Source organism: Pseudotabrizicola sp., from assembly GCF_030656345.1.
Taxonomy (GTDB): Bacteria; Pseudomonadota; Alphaproteobacteria; order Rhodobacterales; family Rhodobacteraceae; genus Pseudotabrizicola.
The window spans coordinates 121,322-138,084 of sequence record NZ_JAUSNR010000024.1 but is presented as its reverse complement, the minus strand read 5'-3'; the positions used below and the strand labels follow the sequence as shown (position 1 = coordinate 138,084).

General features: G+C 63.9%; 16 protein-coding genes. 6 read left to right on the top strand and 10 right to left on the bottom strand.

What is annotated here, in order from left to right:
* Positions 1-158 precede the first annotated feature (158 nt).
* The 9 genes from deoC to Q7J44_RS14940 all read right to left on the bottom strand — a co-directional run bounded on the left by deoC (position 159) and on the right by Q7J44_RS14940 (position 8,981).
* On the bottom strand, positions 159-1,136 hold the full coding sequence (deoC, locus tag Q7J44_RS14980) for a deoxyribose-phosphate aldolase (protein ID WP_304881285.1): 978 nt from the start codon (positions 1,134-1,136) through the stop codon (positions 159-161).
* Between the two features lie 118 nt (positions 1,137-1,254).
* A complete protein-coding gene (locus tag Q7J44_RS14975; protein ID WP_304881209.1) occupies positions 1,255-1,653 on the bottom strand; it encodes a Na+/H+ antiporter subunit G in 399 nt (132 codons plus the stop codon).
* Between the two features lie 5 nt (positions 1,654-1,658).
* Entirely contained in the window at positions 1,659-1,928 is a 270-nt protein-coding gene (locus Q7J44_RS14970; protein WP_304881284.1) for a K+/H+ antiporter subunit F, read from the bottom strand.
* Positions 1,928-2,419 (bottom strand): Na+/H+ antiporter subunit E, encoded by a 492-nt coding sequence (locus Q7J44_RS14965; protein WP_304881207.1) that lies wholly within the window; start codon positions 2,417-2,419, stop codon positions 1,928-1,930. The genes Q7J44_RS14970 and Q7J44_RS14965 overlap by 1 nt, the downstream gene beginning before the upstream one ends.
* Position 2,420: 1 nt before the next feature.
* Positions 2,421-3,932 carry a monovalent cation/H+ antiporter subunit D gene (locus Q7J44_RS14960; RefSeq protein WP_304881282.1) on the bottom strand — a complete coding sequence of 504 codons (1,512 nt, stop codon included), beginning with the start codon at positions 3,930-3,932 and terminating at the stop codon, positions 2,421-2,423.
* Positions 3,932-4,285: a Na+/H+ antiporter subunit C gene (locus Q7J44_RS14955; protein WP_304881205.1), complete on the bottom strand. Its 354-nt coding sequence runs from the start codon at positions 4,283-4,285 to the stop codon at positions 3,932-3,934. The genes Q7J44_RS14960 and Q7J44_RS14955 overlap by 1 nt, the downstream gene beginning before the upstream one ends.
* Entirely contained in the window at positions 4,285-7,149 is a 2,865-nt protein-coding gene (locus Q7J44_RS14950; RefSeq protein ID WP_304881203.1) for a monovalent cation/H+ antiporter subunit A, read from the bottom strand. Before Q7J44_RS14950 ends, Q7J44_RS14955 begins: the two co-directional genes overlap by 1 nt.
* Positions 7,150-7,318: 169 nt before the next feature.
* Complete coding sequence (locus Q7J44_RS14945; protein WP_304881201.1) at positions 7,319-8,551, bottom strand: ROK family transcriptional regulator; 1,233 nt, start codon at positions 8,549-8,551, stop codon at positions 7,319-7,321.
* The gene (locus Q7J44_RS14940) at positions 8,535-8,981 is read right to left on the bottom strand and encodes an RbsD/FucU family protein (RefSeq protein WP_304881199.1); all 447 of its coding nucleotides are present in this window, start codon (positions 8,979-8,981) and stop codon (positions 8,535-8,537) included. The genes Q7J44_RS14945 and Q7J44_RS14940 overlap by 17 nt, the downstream gene beginning before the upstream one ends.
* A 229-nt stretch (positions 8,982-9,210) precedes the next feature.
* On the opposite strand from Q7J44_RS14940, the gene Q7J44_RS14935 reads away from it, so the two are divergent.
* The 4 genes from Q7J44_RS14935 to Q7J44_RS14920 all read left to right on the top strand — a co-directional run bounded on the left by Q7J44_RS14935 (position 9,211) and on the right by Q7J44_RS14920 (position 12,814).
* Positions 9,211-10,212, top strand: coding sequence for a sugar ABC transporter substrate-binding protein (locus tag Q7J44_RS14935; protein WP_370693016.1), 1,002 nt, complete (start codon positions 9,211-9,213; stop codon positions 10,210-10,212).
* A gap of 135 nt (positions 10,213-10,347) precedes the next feature.
* On the top strand, positions 10,348-11,421 hold the full coding sequence (locus Q7J44_RS14930; RefSeq protein ID WP_304881197.1) for an ABC transporter permease: 1,074 nt from the start codon (positions 10,348-10,350) through the stop codon (positions 11,419-11,421).
* Complete coding sequence (locus Q7J44_RS14925) at positions 11,421-12,197, top strand: ATP-binding cassette domain-containing protein (protein ID WP_304881195.1); 777 nt, start codon at positions 11,421-11,423, stop codon at positions 12,195-12,197. Before Q7J44_RS14930 ends, Q7J44_RS14925 begins: the two co-directional genes overlap by 1 nt.
* On the top strand, positions 12,194-12,814 hold the full coding sequence (locus tag Q7J44_RS14920) for a nucleoside triphosphate hydrolase (protein ID WP_304881193.1): 621 nt from the start codon (positions 12,194-12,196) through the stop codon (positions 12,812-12,814). The genes Q7J44_RS14925 and Q7J44_RS14920 overlap by 4 nt, the downstream gene beginning before the upstream one ends.
* 127 nt (positions 12,815-12,941) lie before the next feature.
* Here Q7J44_RS14920 and Q7J44_RS14915 read toward each other — a convergent pair whose 3' ends face one another.
* The gene (locus tag Q7J44_RS14915; RefSeq protein ID WP_304881191.1) at positions 12,942-13,862 is read right to left on the bottom strand and encodes a DMT family transporter; all 921 of its coding nucleotides are present in this window, start codon (positions 13,860-13,862) and stop codon (positions 12,942-12,944) included.
* 147 nt (positions 13,863-14,009) lie between these two features.
* Between Q7J44_RS14915 and ade the strand changes: the two genes are divergently transcribed.
* Both ade and Q7J44_RS14905 read left to right on the top strand, forming a co-directional pair.
* Positions 14,010-15,722 carry an adenine deaminase gene (gene ade / locus Q7J44_RS14910; RefSeq protein WP_304881189.1) on the top strand — a complete coding sequence of 571 codons (1,713 nt, stop codon included), beginning with the start codon at positions 14,010-14,012 and terminating at the stop codon, positions 15,720-15,722.
* Positions 15,723-15,864: 142 nt separating this feature from the next.
* Positions 15,865-16,755 (top strand): LysR family transcriptional regulator, encoded by an 891-nt coding sequence (locus tag Q7J44_RS14905; protein ID WP_304881187.1) that lies wholly within the window; start codon positions 15,865-15,867, stop codon positions 16,753-16,755.
* The last annotated feature ends 8 nt before the right edge of the window (positions 16,756-16,763 follow it).

The following is a 16,763-nucleotide window of genomic DNA, read 5'->3' as shown; positions in this document are numbered from 1 at the left end:
TCCTTTCAGAAATCATCTCACAATGCCCCGGCGGGAACGCCCGGCCTGACCCTGCGCGCGCCGCGCGGGAGTATTTTTGTCAAGATGAATGCGGGGGGATTTCATCTTGATCCAAATACTCGAGTGCAACGGTGCAGCTGGGGCAAGGCTGGCCATGCTCAACCCATCGCATGGCGGTTGGCGGCGGAGTAGTGGCCGGTCAGGTGATGGTCCAGCTGACGCTCGATATCGCCCAGCAGGCTGGAGGCACCAAAGCGGAACAGGTCGGGTTGCAGCCAGGGGTGGCCGAGTTCGTCCTTCATCAGCGCCAGATACAGCAGCGCATCCTTGGCCTTGGATATCCCGCCCGCCGGTTTGTAGCCGACCTTGATACCGGTGCGGCTCTGGTAGTCGCGGATGGCGCGGATCATCGTCAGGCTGACGGGCAGGGTGGCGTTGACGCCTTCCTTGCCGGTGGAGGTCTTGATGAAATCGGCACCCGCCATCATGCAGATCAGCGACGCGCGCGCGACGTTGCGCAGGGTGCCCAGCTCGCCGGTGGCGAGGATGGCTTTGACATGGGCGTCACCGCAGGCGGCGCGCATTTCGCGCATCTCGTCATACAGGGCCTGCCAGTTCTGGGTCAGCACGTGGCGGCGGGAAATCACGATGTCGATCTCTGCCGCGCCTGCGGCCACGCTTTCGCGGATTTCCTGCACCCGCAAATGCCAGGGCGACAGGCCCGCCGGAAAGCCGGTGGAGACGGCTGCGACGGGGATTGCGGTGCCTTCCAGCGCGCGGACGGCGGTTTCGACCATGTCGTGATAGACGCAGACAGCCCCCACGGTCAGCCCGTCCATCCCCAACGCGTGCAGGGTTTCGGCCCGCACCGGCTGGCGCGCCTTGGCGCAGAGGCGCTGCACCCGGCCGGGGGTATCGTCGCCCGACAGCGTAGTCAGGTCGATCAGGCTGACCGCTTTCAAGAGCCACGCCGCCTGATGGTCCTTTTTGACTGAGCGCCTGCCGCCAAGCATCGCCGCGCGCCGTTCGATGGCCGAGGTGTTGGCCTGCACGCCCGCGACCCAATCCAGATCCAGCGCCATGCCGGGGTTTCGGTCATGGGCAAGATGCACAAGCTGGGTGGTTGTGGCGGGCATGTCAGGGGAAGGCGCGGTCACGGCAAGCCCTTTGCTGCAATGGGGTGCGTGCAATGTGGCATGGGCACTGCGGCCGGGCAAGTCTGACGCTGCGCATCTTTGACCTTTTGGTCAGAAATCAGCCGGGATCGCGGTCGTGCAGCAGCGCGGGGTTCACGCTTTCCACTTCCGGGTCATACGTCGCCCATTCGGTGCCGACGCCGGTGGCGGGCAGGTCTTGCTTGTCTATCGCGCGGTGTAACTGCGCCTTGGCAATGAAATTCGCGGTAATCGGGGCGGTGAGGAACAAAAACAGCGTGATCATCAGCTCGTGCCAGCTGATGGTGTTTTCGTAAAACCAGAAATACAGCATCGAGGCGATCAGCGCCGAGCCGACGCCGACGGTCGTGGCCTTGGTGGGCGCGTGCAGACGCTGCATCATGGTCGGCAGTTTCAGCAGGCCGAAGCTGCCGACGATGGCAAAGATGCCACCGATCACCAGCAGCGCCGCAAGGATGTATTCGACAATCAGGTCCATGCCACTCACTCGATGATGTCGCCGCGCAGGACGAATTTGCAATAGGCGACGGTAGAGACAAACCCCGTCATGGCAAACAGCAGCGCCGCTTCGAAATTGACGCCAGAGCTGGTGCGCATGCCGTAAAGCACGATCAGCGCCAGCACATTGATGACCATGGTGTCCAGCGCGAGGATGCGGTCGGTCACGCCGGGCGCGCGGAACACGCGGTACAGGTTCATCGCCAGTCCAAGGCCGAAGCAGAGGAAGGCGAAATCAAGAGCATAGTTCAGGATCATTCGAATATCCTTTTCAGCCGGGCCTCGTAGCGGGTCTTGATGTCACGGATGATGCTGTCCGGATCGGGCGCGTGCAGCGCGTGGATCAGCAGCACCCGGCCACAGGACGACATGTCGGATGTCACGGTGCCCGGGGTCATGGTGATGGTGCCGGCCAGAATGGTGATGGCCTCGGGCGTTTTCAGCTCGATCGGCACGGCGATCCAGCCGGAGCGGATGTTTTCGTTGCGCATGAACAGCACGATCCGCGCCACCTGAATATTGGCTTTGACGATGTCCCACATCACCAGAAGCACATAGGCGGCAAAGCGCGGCACATGTTTGAGGGGCGGGCGGTTGGGCCAGTAGGGCGCGGTCAGCATCGGGATGATGATGGCCAGGATCAGGGCCATCACCATACTGCCGATCTTGAACTGGTTGACCAGCAGCATCCAGGTCACGAACAGCAAAAGCGACATCAGCGGGTGGGGGAAGAGGCGTCGCAGCATGTTACTTCACCTCCTGCAACTGGTTGGCGCCGATATAGGCGCTGGGATCATAAAGGCTGGCGGAAGTTACTTCCATCCAGGCGATGACCGGGCCTGCGAACACGGTCAGCGCGACCAGACCCGCAAGCAAGGTGCCGACGGCGACAAAGGACAGTGCCTCGGTCGGGTGGCCGGGTGCATCGCCTTCGGGGGCAGAGGCATGGGCCTTCCAGAACACAGCCGACCCGGCGCGGGCAAAGCCGACGATGGTGATCAGCGAGGTGACCAGCACCACCGACCACACCAGCGCCGCCTGCTCGCGCAGCGCGTCAAGGATCAGCAGCTTGCCGATGAAGCCCGACAGCGGCGGCATGCCTGCGGTGGCGATGGCCGAGGTCATGAACAGCGCCGAGATCAGCCCGGCCTGCGCAATCGGGGGCAGGGGGCTGTGCAGGTTGTCATGCGCGCGACGGTCCACCACCAGATCAACGATCAGGAACAGCGCCGCCCCGGCAAGGGTGGAATGCACCATGTAATACAGCGCTGCTGCCGTGGACGCCGGGGTAAAGGCCGCAATCGCGATGAACGCAGTGCCCATCGATGCCACGGCAGCAAAGGCCGCCAGCCGCGACAGGGTGGTCGCACCAAGAATGCCCAAGGCCCCGATGATCAGGGTCAGCAGGGCGGCGGGCAGCATCAGATCGGCAATCAGCGTGCCGGTGATCGGATGGGTGGGGGGCAGCACGATCACCCCGAAGCGAATCACCGAATAGGCGCCGATCTTGGTCATCACCGCAAACAGCGCTGCCACCGGGCCGGGAGCGTTGGAATAGGTGCCCGGCAGCCAGAACTGAAGCGGCACCAGCGCGCCCTTGATGGCAAAGACCATCATCAGCATCACGGCGGCCACCCGGAACAGGGCCGCGTCGCCTTCGGGCAGCTCTGCCGCCTTGACCGCCAGATCGGCGATGTTCAGCGTGCCGGTGATCGAATAGATCGCCGCAAGCGCAAACAAGAACAGCGACGAGCCGACAAGGTTGAACGCCACATATTGCACGCCCGCGCGCAGCCGGTCCTTGCCGCCCGAATGGATCATCAACCCGTAGGACGCGATCAGCAGGATCTCGAAGAACACGAACAGGTTGAATGCGTCGCCGGTCAGGAAGGCCCCGCAGATGCCCATCAGCTGAAACTGGAACAGGGCGTGGAAATGCCGCCCGCGCGAATCCCAGCCGGTGCCGATGACATACATCTGCACCGCAAGCGCCAGAACCGCTGTCAGGGTGACCATCATCGCCGACAGCCGGTCCAGCATCAGCACGATGCCAAAGGGCGCGGGCCAGTTGCCAAGGCGGTAGGCCTCGGGCGCCTCGTTGCTGGCGGCAACCAGAAGCGCCACGCTGACGCCAAGCAGAGCCAGCGTTGACACCAGCGAAAACACGCGCTGCAACAACAGGTCGTTGCGCATCAAAAGGACCATGGCCGCACCCATGACGGCGGGCAGCAGGACCGGCACCGAAATCCAGTGGTACATCATTTCTGGCCCCCATCGGTCGGGGTGTCGTCGGTATTCATGTCCACCTTGTCATGGCCTGATTCAAGAAATGCCCCCAACGCCATCATCACGATCACCGCGGTCATCCCGAAGGAAATCACGATGGCGGTCAGCACCAGCGCCTGTGGCAGCGGGTCGGCATAGCCCGGCGCGCCCTCGCCATAGATCGCGGGCATGTTGGTGGCCAGACGGCCAGCGGTGAACAGAAAGACGTTGACCGCATAGGTCAGCAGGGTCAGCCCGACAATCACCGGGAATGTGCGCTGACGCAGCATCAGATAAATTCCGGCAGCCGTCAGAAGCCCGATTGCGGATGCGACAAGAGCCTCCATCAGCGGGCCTCCTTGGTGTTCAGGGTGCGGCCTTCGGACGGGTCGATGTCAAACGGTTGCACGTTTACGGTTTCGCCAGCCCGCAGACCGATCCGCGACAGCGAGGCCAGCGCCAGCATCACCGCGCCGAGCACGGTCAGGAACACGCCAAGGTCGAACAGGGCGGCAGTGGCCAGTTCAAATTCCTCCAGCGGCCAGATCGTCACATAGCCGAAGGCCGAGGTGAGGAATGGCATCCCGGCAAGCCACGATCCGATGCCAGTGGCTGCCGCGATCAGCACACCTGCGGCGATCAGAGCATGATAGTCGACCTTTTGCCGCGCCGCCGTCCAGGCAAAGCCTGACGCCATGTATTGCATGATCAGCGCGATGGCGACGATCAGGCCCGAGATGAAGCCGCCGCCGGGCAGGTTATGGCCGCGCAAAAAGATGAAGACGCCGACCATCACCGCAATGGGCAGCATTACCCGCGTGGCCACCACCAGCATCATCGGGTGGCGGTCGCCCGCGCGCCGCTGATCGGGCCGCCAGGCCAGCAACCTGTCGTTGGCCGGGCCGGCGCGCAGCAGCGCCTCGGTCAGGGCAAAGATCACCAGTGCGGCGATGCCCAGCACGATGATCTCGCCAAAAGTGTCATAGCCCCGGAAATCGACCAGAATGACGTTGACGATATTGGTACCGCCGCCGCCCGGTTTGGAATTGGCGATGTGGAAGTCGGAAATGGACTGGAAGGCCGGGTCGCGGGTCATCAGCGCATAGGCCAGCGCGGCGACGCCAACACCCGCCACAACGGCAATCGCGCCATCCCATGTGCGGCGCAGGGCACCGCTTTCGGCCGGGGTCGCCTTTGGCAGGAAGTTCAGCGCCAGCAGCATCAGGATGATCGTCGCCACCTCGACCGAGATCTGCGTAAGCGCAAGATCGGGGGCCGAGAAATAGGCGAAGGCAAAGGATACCATCAGCCCGATGATGCCGACCAGAACCAGCGTGACCAGCCGGTTGCGGTGATACAGCACGATGGCCACCGTCGCCAGCACCAGCGACAGCCAGGCCAGCGCAGGAACCGCCGTCACCGGCATCAGATCCCGGGTGCCGACGGCATGGGTGCCGGTGTCAAAGGCGTAATAGGCGACCGCTGCAATCGCCAGCGTGCCGATGGCGATATAGCGGGTCAGCGCGCCGTCATGCAGGGTGTTGGCGATGCGGGCGGCGAGGGCGGCAAAGGGTTCGACAATGCCGTCAAAGATCGGCTTCGCCTCGGGCCGGGGGGCGGCAAGCCACATCGCCATCAGGCGTGGGTGCAGGCCCAGCAGCATCAGACCGCCACCGATGGCCGCAAGCGACATCCACAGCGCCGGGGCGTAAAGCCCGTGCCAATGGGTGATATTGACGGCAATGGCTTCGCCGGTCACCGCACTTGCTGCGGCATTCACCAGCCAGGCGGCGGTCAGCATCGGGAACAGACCGATCACGATCACCAGACCGGCCAGCAGCGCCGGGGCCGCCCAGAGACCAAAGCCGGGATCATGCGGTTTGCTGGGGTAATCGGTGCGCACTGGGCCAAGGAAGGTGTGCGCGATGAAGCGAAAGCTGTAGGCGACCGAGAACAGCGCGCCGATGGTGGCCAGCACCCCCAGCAGCCAGGGGTTCGCCATCCATGCCGTATTCGCGGCCTCTTCCAGCATCAGCTCTTTGGACAGAAAGCCGTTCAGCGGCGGAATGCCCGCCATCGACAGCGACGCGATGGTCACGATGGTAAAGGTGATCGGCATCAGCGTGCGCAAGCCGCCAAGGCGTTTCAGATCGCGGGTGTGCGCCTCATGGTCCACAATGCCCGCCGACATGAAGAGGGCGGCCTTGAAGGTGGCGTGGTTGATGATGTGGAACACCGCCACTGTCGCCGCCGCCTTGGTGCCAAAGCCCAGCAGCATGGTGATCAATCCAAGGTGCGATACGGTGGAAAACGCCAGAAGCGCCTTGAGGTCGTCCTTGAACAGCGCGATCTTGGCGGCCATCACCATGGTGATCAGCCCGGTGGTGGCGACAATGTAGAACCATTCCGGCGTGCCCGACAGCACCGGCCACATGCGGGCCAGCAGGAACAGCCCGGCCTTCACCATGGTGGCCGAATGCAGATAGGCCGAAACCGGGGTGGGCGCGGCCATGGCGTGCGGCAGCCAGAAGTGGAACGGGAACTGCGCCGATTTGGTGAAGGCCCCCAGCAGGATCAGGATCAGCGCGGGAAGATACCAGTCGGAAGACTGGATCGCCTCTTTGTTTTCCAGAATGACCGACAGGTCGTAGCTGCCGACGATATTGCCAAGGATCAGCATGCCCGCAATCATCGCCAGCCCGCCGCCGCCGGTGACGGTCAGCGCCATCCGCGCGCCCTGACGCCCTTCGGGCAGGTGTTTCCAATAGCCGATCAGCAGGAAGGAGGACAGCGAGGTCAGCTCCCAGAACACCAGCAAAAGCAGGATGTTGTCAGACAGAACGATGCCCACCATCGCGCCCTGAAACAGCATGAGATAGGTGTAGAACTGCCCCATCGGATCAGACTTCGCGAGGTAGAACCGCGCGTAAAGGATGATCAAGAGGCCGATGCCAAGGATCAGGCCCGCGAACAGCAGCCCCAGACCATCAAGGAAGAAATTGGCGTTCAGACCCAGTGACGGGATCCATTCGATCCGGGTCTGCACCACCTCGCCGCGCAGGACGGCGGGGGCGTTCAGGCCCAGCAGCAAAAGCGCAAGGGCCGTCACCGACCCAGTGACCAAAGCGCAGGCATTCTTGCCTGCGCGGATCATCAGACCGGGAAGAAGCGCTCCGAGAAAAGGCAGCGCGGCAATCAGGGCGAGTGACATAAAGCGGACGTTCCCTCGTCGTGGCGTGGCGTTTTTTGGTCATTATCGTCGCGGCGGGTTGGTGCCGATCAAAGACCTTGCAAACACATTTTCAAGACCTTTAGGGCCCAGAACCACGGACGGAAAGCATTTTCGGCACTCAAATCCCCCGCAACCCCCAAAAACGCGGCTAGGTGTCGCGGCCAGACGCGTATTGGTCGATCAGATAGCGTTGCGACAGCGGAATCGCCGCAGCCCCCAGAACCCGGGCATTGGCCCCGACCGTGCCTTCGCGGATTGCGGGCGGGTCGATGCCGGCCAGATCCAGCGCATGCAGCGCGGCGTGGGTGCGCGTGGTCAGCTCGGCGCGGATGCTGGCGGGCATCCAGCCGTCGATCAGCACCGCCTCCAGCTCGATCAGGGCGGCGGCGGACAGGATGGCATGCGCCAGCCCGCGCGCGGCCCCGTCCAGCCATGTGTCCAGCACGGCGGGGCTGACCCGCCAGCTTTGATGCTGGGCCCACAGATGATCAGACGGCTCGCCCGCCGCCTCCATCGCGTCGGCCAGCACCGACATCGAGGCGACATCCAGCAGCCGCCGGGTCTGACCGTCGGGGCCGGGAACGGGGATCGGCCCCACCCCGGCGGCATTGCCGCTGCGCCCGGTAAAGAGCTGGCCGTTCAGCACCAGCCCGCCGCCGATAAAGGTGCCGAAGTAGAAGTACAGGAAATCCTTTGGCCTCTCGCCGGTGCCGAACACCAGTTCGGCCCCGCAGGCAGCGGTCGCGTCATTCTGCACAAACACCGGCATATCGGTCAGCGCCGCCAGCTCGGCCTGAATGTCGCGGCTGCGCCAGGCGTCCATCTCGGATTGCGGCGCGCCAAGCGACTGCACCCAGTTCCACAGCTGGAACGGCATTGCCACGCCCAGACCGCCGATGCGCCCGCGCAACTCGGCTGGCAGATCTGCGATCATTCGGGGCAGGGTGGCGGCGACGAAATCCACCACCGCGCCGGGTGTGGGGTAGCGGTAGACCTGTCGCTCCAGTCGCTGCATCTGGCCCAGAAAGTTCACCAGAGTCAGATCGGCCGAGCGCCGACCGATCTTGAGACCGAAGAAAAACGCCCCCTCGGGTGCCAGCGACATCGGGATCGACGGTTGCCCGATGCGCCCGCGCTGCGGCGCGCCGCGCATAAGCAGCCCGTCCTGTTCCAGCGCCCGCATGATGACCGACACGGTCTGCGCCGACAGGCCGGTGATGCGGGCAATATCGGATTTCGCCAGCGCCCCGTGCTGACGCACCAGCGTCAGCACCAGCCGCTCATTCTGGGCGCGCATACCCGATTGATTGGTGCCCCGCAGCACCGGATCATCGGGGCCGGTGCGGTCGGCAATGGCTGCTGCGTCACCCGGTGGTATCATCATCGCCCCTGATCACGCCCTTGCGCAGAATGACGTTGGCATAAAGTGCGGTTTCGCTGCTGGCAACGATGGTATGCGCGGCCCGGATGCGCGGATAGAGCGCATCGCCTGCCATCGCCTGCACGGCATAGCCGGGTTTCAGGCGGCCACACAGCGTCTCTATCCGATGGTGGATTGCTGCGGTCTGATCGGGATCGTTGTGCAGGCTGGCGCGCAGAATGGCGAAAGGCGCGTCATCATCCAGCGGCAGCACGGTCAGGATCGCCTGCAGCAGTGCCAGCAACCCGTGGCCATCGGCACGGACCAGCCTGCGCGCATGGTCTTGCGCAGGGTAATTGCCGTCGACGATGGCGATTTCGTCGCCATGGCCCATGGCGCGCAGGGTGGCCAGCAGCTCTGGCCCCAGAATGGATGGTATCCCGATCAGCATGTCTTGATGTCACCCCCGGCGCTGTGCCGGAAGGCTTCCTCCCCGGGTCCACGTTGAGGGCGATTGCGGGGGTCTGTCAATATTAAATCACTCTTATTTATTTATATTGACGCGATGCCCCGAATCGGGTTTTGTAACCCCACCGCAGCAGGAGGAACGGCTGCGAAACACGCTTGCAGCAGGGGCAATCACCCCTGACATCCTTGGGAGGAACCGCATGAAACACTCAATGACAGCCCTTTTGGGCTCGGCCGCGCTTGCGCTGATGGCGACCACCGCCACCGCACAGACCAGCGCCTGTCTGATCACCAAAACCGATACCAACCCGTTCTTCGTGAAGATGAAGGAAGGTGCCGAAGCCAAGGCTGCCGAGCTGGGCGTGACCCTGAAATCCTATGCCGGGCGGATCGACGGTGACCACGAAAGCCAGGTCGCTGCTGTTGAAGCCTGTGTTGCCGATGGGGCCAAGGGCATTCTGATTGCCGCATCCGACACCAAGGCGATTGTCGATTCCGTTCAGGCCGCCCGCAATGCCGGGGTTCTGGTCATCGCGCTTGACACCCCGCTGGACCCGATTGACGCCGCCGACGCCACCTTTGCGACCGACAACTTTCAGGCCGGTCTGCTGATCGGCCAGTGGGCCAACGCCACGCTGGGGGCTGAGGCCGCCAATGCCAAGATCGCGCTGCTGGACCTGTCCATCGCACAACCGTCGGTCGACGTGCTGCGCGACCAGGGCTTCCTGCAGGGCATGGGGATCGATCTGGCCGACCCGAACAAATGGGGCGATGAAACTGACCCGCGCATCGTGGGCAACGAAGTCACCTCGGGCAACGAAGAGGGCGGGCTGAAGGCGATGGAATCGCTGCTGGCCAAAGACCCGGATATCAACCTGGTTTATACCATCAACGAACCTTCGGCTGCCGGCGCGTTCGAGGCGCTGAAGGCGGCAGGCAAGGAAGGCGTGCTGATCGTCTCCGTCGATGGCGGCTGCCCGGGCGTGCGGGATGTCAAGGACGGCGTGATCGGTGCCACCAGCCAGCAATACCCGCTGCAGATGGCGGCGCTGGGTGTGGAAGCCATTGCGCAATTCGCGGCAGATGGCACCAAGCCGGAGCCGACCGAAGGCAAGGCGTTCTTTGATACCGGCGTCGCGCTGATCACCGACAACCCGGTTGACGGCGTCGAATCGCTCGACACCACGCAGGGCATGGAGCTGTGCTGGGGCTGAACCCGGCACCAAAGGGACGTCGCTGTTGATTTGCGGCGCTACCTGACCTCAGACTAACGCAAGGGCGGCCATCGCGCCGCCCTTGTCACAACCAACGCACAGCCGCGCGACCGCTGTGCCGGGGAGGGGAACGACATGGCATCAGATGCAAAAACCGGGTCCAGTTTTGAAGAGGGCCTGAAAGGCGCTTCGGACAAAGTGGCCGAGTTTCATGAAGAGCAGAGCCTGCTGAAAAAGCTGCAGCACTGGCTGCATCAGACTCCTTCGGCGGTGCCGCTGATTGTTCTGGTGGCGGCGCTGATCGTGTTCGGATTGCTGTCCGAGAATTTCTTCAAGGCGGGGACGCTGTCTGTTATTTTGCAGCAGATTGCCATTGTGGGAATCCTGGGCTGCGCGCAAAGCATCGTGATCCTGACCGCAGGGATCGACCTTTCGGTTGGCGCGATTGCGGTCTTCTCATCGGTGCTGATGGGGCAGATCACCTTTCGCTTCGGCATTCCGGCGGAACTGGCAATCCTTATCGGCCTGATCCTTGGCACCGGCATGGGGGCGATGAACGGCTTTCTGATCGCAAGGATGAAGCTGCCGCCCTTTATCGTGACTCTGGGCACATGGCAGGTTCTGCTGGCGTCGAACTTCATCTTTTCGAAAAATGAGACGATACGATCATCCGATATCGCCGCAAACGCCCCTGCCTTGCAGTTATGGGGCGGCTCGATCGAGCCGGGCGGTGTGAAGATTCTGTATGCCGTGTTTCTGATGATCGCACTGGTCGCCATCATGGCGTGGATTCTGCGCAATACCGCCTGGGGCCGCCATGTCTATGCCACCGGCGATGATCCGCAGGCGGCAGAACTGGCCGGGGTGCCGACCAAACGCGTGCTCATTCAGGTCTATGCGCTGGCCGGGTTTTTCTGTGCCGTCGCCGGCTGGGTGATGATCGGGCGTTTCGGGTCCGTCTCGCCCACCGCTTCAACCGGGCAGCTGGGCAATATCCAGTCGATCACGGCTGTGGTGATCGGCGGCATCTCCCTGTTTGGCGGGCGTGGCAGTATCGTCGGCATGTTCTTTGGCGCGCTGATCGTCGGCGTGTTTGAAATGGGCCTGCGGCTGGTGGGCACCGACCCGCAATGGACGTTCTTTCTTATCGGCGTGCTGATCATCTTTGCGGTCGCCGTGGATCAGTGGATCAGAAAGGTGGCAAGCTGATGGAACCGCTTCTGAAAGGCACAAATCTGGTCAAGCGCTATGGCAAGGTCACGGCACTCGACCATTGCGACTTTGACCTCTACCCCGGCGAGATTTTGGCGGTGATTGGCGACAACGGGGCGGGCAAATCCACGCTGATCAAGGCCATCTCCGGCGCTGTCATTCCGGATGAGGGCGAAATCACGCTGGAGGGCAAGCCGATCCGCTTCTCCACCCCGATCGAGGCGCGGGCGGCGGGGATCGAAACCGTGTACCAGACGCTGGCCATGTCGCCCGCGCTGTCGATTGCCGACAACATGTTCATGGGCCGCGAATTGCGCGCCCCCGGGATCATGGGATCGGTGTTCCGCAAGCTGGACCGGCCACGGATGGAAAAGTTCGCCCGCGAAAAGCTGAACGAGCTGGGGCTGATGACGATTCAGAACATCAATCAGGCGGTGGAAACCCTGTCGGGCGGTCAGCGTCAGGGCGTCGCGGTAGCGCGGGCGGCGGCGTTCGGCTCCAAGGTGGTGATCCTGGATGAACCCACCGCCGCGCTGGGCGTCAAGGAAAGCCGCCGGGTGCTGGAACTGATCCGCGATGTGCGGGCGCGCGGCATCCCGATCATCCTGATCAGCCACAACATGCCGCATGTGTTCGAAGTGGCCGACCGCATCCACATTCACCGTTTGGGCAAGCGGCTGTGCGTGATCAAGCCGGGCGAGCATTCGATGTCGGACGCGGTGGCCTATATGACCGGGGCGAAGCTGCCCGAAGGTGTGGCAGAACCGGCATGACACCCGACGCTCTGGCCGATCTGATCCGGTCGCGGGCATCAGGACGGGTGCTGGGGCAGGGGCGGTTCCTGACCGCCCTTGCAGGCCCGCCGGGTGCGGGCAAATCCACCCTTGCCGATGCGGTGGTGACAGCGCTTGGCCCCGGGGCCCGCGTGGTGCCGATGGACGGGTTTCACTATGACGATGCGGTGCTGACCGCGCGTGGCCTGCGCGCCCGCAAAGGTGCCCCCGAAACCTTTGACGTGGCCGGGTTCACCCATCTGATCGGGCGCCTGCGCGATGAGGGCGAAGTCGCGATCCCGGTCTTTGACCGCGATAGGGAGCTGTCCCGCGCCGCCGCTGATGTGGTGCTGGCGCAAGACCGCTTTCTGGTGATTGAGGGCAATTACCTTTTGCTCAACGAACCGCCATGGCAGGCCGTGTCGCGTGCCTTTGACCTGACGGTCTGGATCGACGTACCCGAAGCGGAACTCGACCGCCGCCTGATGCAGCGCTGGCTGCACCATGGCAAAACCGCGCAACAGGCGCGGGCGTGGATCGACAGCAACGATATGCCCAACATCCGCCGCACCATCGCAGCCTCGCGTCCGGCGGATGTAAAGGTCCGCTGGTCCTGACCGGCCCGCGCCCTGCTTTTGTCATTCATCTTGACCAAAATACTCGCAGGGGGTGAATTGGCGCTTGCGCCAAGAGGGGGGCGGCAGCCCCCTTGCGACGACAGCCACCGGCGCGCCGCCCGAAAGCTTAAGACCCCGGTGCCATCGCCTTGCGCTGGCGCGCGCGTTCCAGACCCAGTTTCCGCTCGCGCCAGATGATCAGCACGCCCGCCGTGATCACCAGCGCCGCCCCGGCCAGCATGGTCAGCGTCGGCACCTCGGAAAAGAAGAACCAGCCAAACAGCAGCGCAAACAGCATCGAGGCATAGTCGAAGGGCGCAATCACCGAAGCATCGGCGCTGCGATATGATGAGGTCAGGAAAATCTGCCCCAGGCCCCCGATCAGCCCGGCGGTGACCAGCAGTGCGGCCTCGGTCCGGGTCGGGATCACCCAGCCATAGGGCAGGGTGATCAGCGACAGCAGGGTGGCGGTGACGGAAAACCAGAACACGATACTTGCGGTCTGTTCCGTCTGCACCAGTTTGCGCACAAACACCTGCGCAAGCGCGGAAAACACCGCGCTGCTCAGCACCATCATCGCGCCGAACGCCTCAGCCGGGTTGCCGCCGCCGTTCAGCACGCTCAGCCGCGGCGAGACGATGATCAGCACCCCCGCCATGCCCAATATAACGCAGGTGATGCGAAAGGCGCGGACCTCTTCGCCCAGAAACATCGCGGCAAAGATCACCGTCAGCAATGGCGCAGTGTAACCGATGGCGGTCACCTCGGGCAGCGGCAGATACGCAAGGGCGGCAAAGCCAAGCCCCATCCCCATGGTGCCCATCAGCCCGCGCCAGAAATGCCCGAACGGATTTCTGGTGCGCAATCCGGTCGACAATTCACGCCGCCAGGTCAGCCAGATCAGGATGACAGGGATGGCGAAAAAGGATCGGAAAAACACCGCCTCGCCCGGTGGAATGTGCTCAGAGGTGGCCTTGATCATCGCCGACATCGTGATGAACAACAGGACAGAAATGATTTTAAGGGCAATGCCGCGCAACGGATTCATGATGCGCCATGGTGGCGGGGAAGGCGCGGTGCCGCAAGGGGTGGGATTGTCCCCGGCACAATGCGGCTTGGCCGCCAGTGCATGGCTTGCTTTGCCGGTGGCAAATCCGGGGCAGGTCTGGTTTTCTGTCGCCAAAGGAGTCGTCCCATGCCGCATATCGCCCCCTCTGCCCCGCTCTCTGCCCGGATCGCCCAAGGCCGGGGGCAACAGCCTGCCGATCTGGTGCTGAAGGGCGGGCGGGTGTTCGACCTGATCACCGGCGATCTGGTGCAAACCGATGTGGCGATCTGTGGCGATACCATTGTGGGCGTGTTCGGCGACTATACAGGGCAACGCGAGCTGGATGTCTCGGGCAAGATTCTGGTGCCGGGATTTATCGACACCCATCTGCATATCGAGTCGTCCCTGGTCACGCCGTTCGAGTTTGACCGCTGCGTCACCCCGCGCGGGGTGACGACGGCGATCTGCGATCCGCATGAAATCGCCAATGTCTGCGGCATCACGGGGGTGAACTACTTTCTTGAAGCCTCGCTGCACTGCCTGATGGACATCCGGGTGCAGCTGTCGTCCTGCGTGCCCTCGACCCATATGGAAACCGCCGGGGCGCGGCTGGTGGCGGCGGATCTGCTGCCGCTGCGCGACCATCCGCGCGGGATCGGGCTGGCGGAATTCATGAACTTTCCGGGCGTGCTGATGCAGGACGCGGGCTGCATGGCCAAGCTGGAAGCCTGGCAGGGCCGCCACATCGACGGCCATGCGCCACTGCTGCTGGGCAATGAGCTGAACGGCTATATCAGTGCCGGGATCCGCACCGAGCATGAGGCGACCACGGCAGAAGAGGGTCTGGAAAAGCTGCGCAAGGGGATGCGGGTGCTGATCCGCGAAGGCTCGGTCAGCAAGGACCTGCACGCGCTGGCCCCGCTGCTGACCGAACGGCACGCGCCATATCTGTGCCTGTGCACCGATGACCGCAACCCGCTGGACATCGCCGAGCATGGCCATCTGGATTACATGATCCGCACCCTGATTGCCCTTGGCTGCCCGCCGCTGGCGGTCTACCGCGCGGCCAGCCTGTCGGCGGCAGAGGCTTTCGGGCTGAAGGATCGCGGGCTGATCGCACCCGGAAAGCGTGCCGATATCGCGGTGATCGACACGCTGGAGGGATGCCATGCCAGCATGGTGCTGGCGGGCGGCGTTCTGGCCGATGCAGCAGCTTTTGCCGCACGCGGCGGGGTTGAGCCGGTGGCGCGGCACTCGGTCAAGGCGCCGCGGGTGGTGGCGCAGGATTTCCGCACCGGCGGCAACCGGATTGAGACGCCGGTGATCGGCATTCTGCCGGGCAAGATCATCACCGAACACCTGACGTTTGAGATCGCCCCGGTGGATGGTGACAAGCGCCCGGATATAGCGCGCGATCTGGTCAAGATCGCAGTGATCGAGCGGCATGGGGTGAACGGCAATATGGCCACCGGCTTTGTGCAGGGCTTTGGTCTGAAGCGCGGGGCCATCGCCTCGACCGTCTGCCATGACCATCATAACATTGCGGTGGTGGGCGCGGATTATGGCGACATGGCGCTGGCCGCGAACCGGCTGGGCGAGATCGAGGGCGGGTTTGTGGTGGTTGCAGGCGGCGAGGTGCTGGCCGAACTGGCGCTGCCGGTGGCAGGGCTGATGAGCCTTGAGCCGTTCGAGACGGTGCGGGATGCGTTGATCGCTTTGCGGGCAGCGGCGAAAGGGCTGGGGGTGGAGCTGGAAGAGCCGTTTCTGCAGCTGGCCTTCCTGTGCCTGCCGGTGATCCCGCATCTGAAGATCACCGATATGGGGATGGTGGATGTGGACCGGTTCGAGGTGATGCCGTGACCTGCCACGGGGGCGGCCTCGGGGGGCATCGAGCCCCCGCTCGGCCGCACTGCCGCGGACATGCGACGGGCGTTGCGCGCGGGGCAGGCCGGGGCCTCCGGCGGGAGTATTTGGGAAAGCTGCAAGCCGGGGCGGTTGGCCGTTGATCGACAAGCTGGAGATGTTCATTGCGCTGGCCCGCGCGCGGCATTTCGGGCGTGCGGCAGAGGCGTGCGGGGTGTCGCAGCCCTCGCTTTCGGCGGCGATCAAGCAGCTGGAAGAGCAGCTGGGCGTGCAGCTGGTGTTTCGCGGCGCACGCTATCAGGGGCTGACGCCCGAGGGCCAGCATGTGCTTGAAAGGGCGCAGGGGATTGTGGCCGAGGTGCGGGCACTGCGCGACGAGATGCGCTTTGCCAAGCAGGGGCTGGCGGGTAAGCTGCGGATCGGGGTGATCCCCACCGCCTTGCCGATGGTGGCGCAGCTGACTGTGCCCTTCACACGGCGCCATCCGGCGGTATCGGTGACCATTCTGTCACGCACCAGTGCCGAGATCCTGACCGGGATTGAGCGGCTGGAGCTGGATGCGGGCATCACCTATCTGGACAACGAGCCGCTGGGGCGGGTGCTGAGCCTGCCGCTTTATGCCGAGTTCTACCGGCTGATCTGTGCGCCGGGCACCGTGATGGCGGACCGGGCGCAGCTGCGCTGGGCCGATCTGGCGGGCTTGCCGCTGTGTCTGCTGACCGGCGACATGCAGAACCGGCGCATCGTGGCCCAGCATCTGGCCGAGGCTGGCGTGCGCACAGAGCCCGGGATCGAGAGCAATTCGACGATTGCTCTGATGGCGCATGTGGCCACCGGGCAGTGGGTGTCGGTTCTGCCGAAAGCGCTGGCCGATCTGTTCGCGCAATCGGGCGCGGTGCGGGCGGTGCCGATTGTGGAGCCGGAGGCCGAGCATCTGGTCGGGCTGATTGCGGCGCGACGCGATCCGCCGACGCCGCTGATCGAGGCGCTGATGGAGGCGGCGCGGCGGATGGCTGGGGGGTCAGATTGATAGGATTT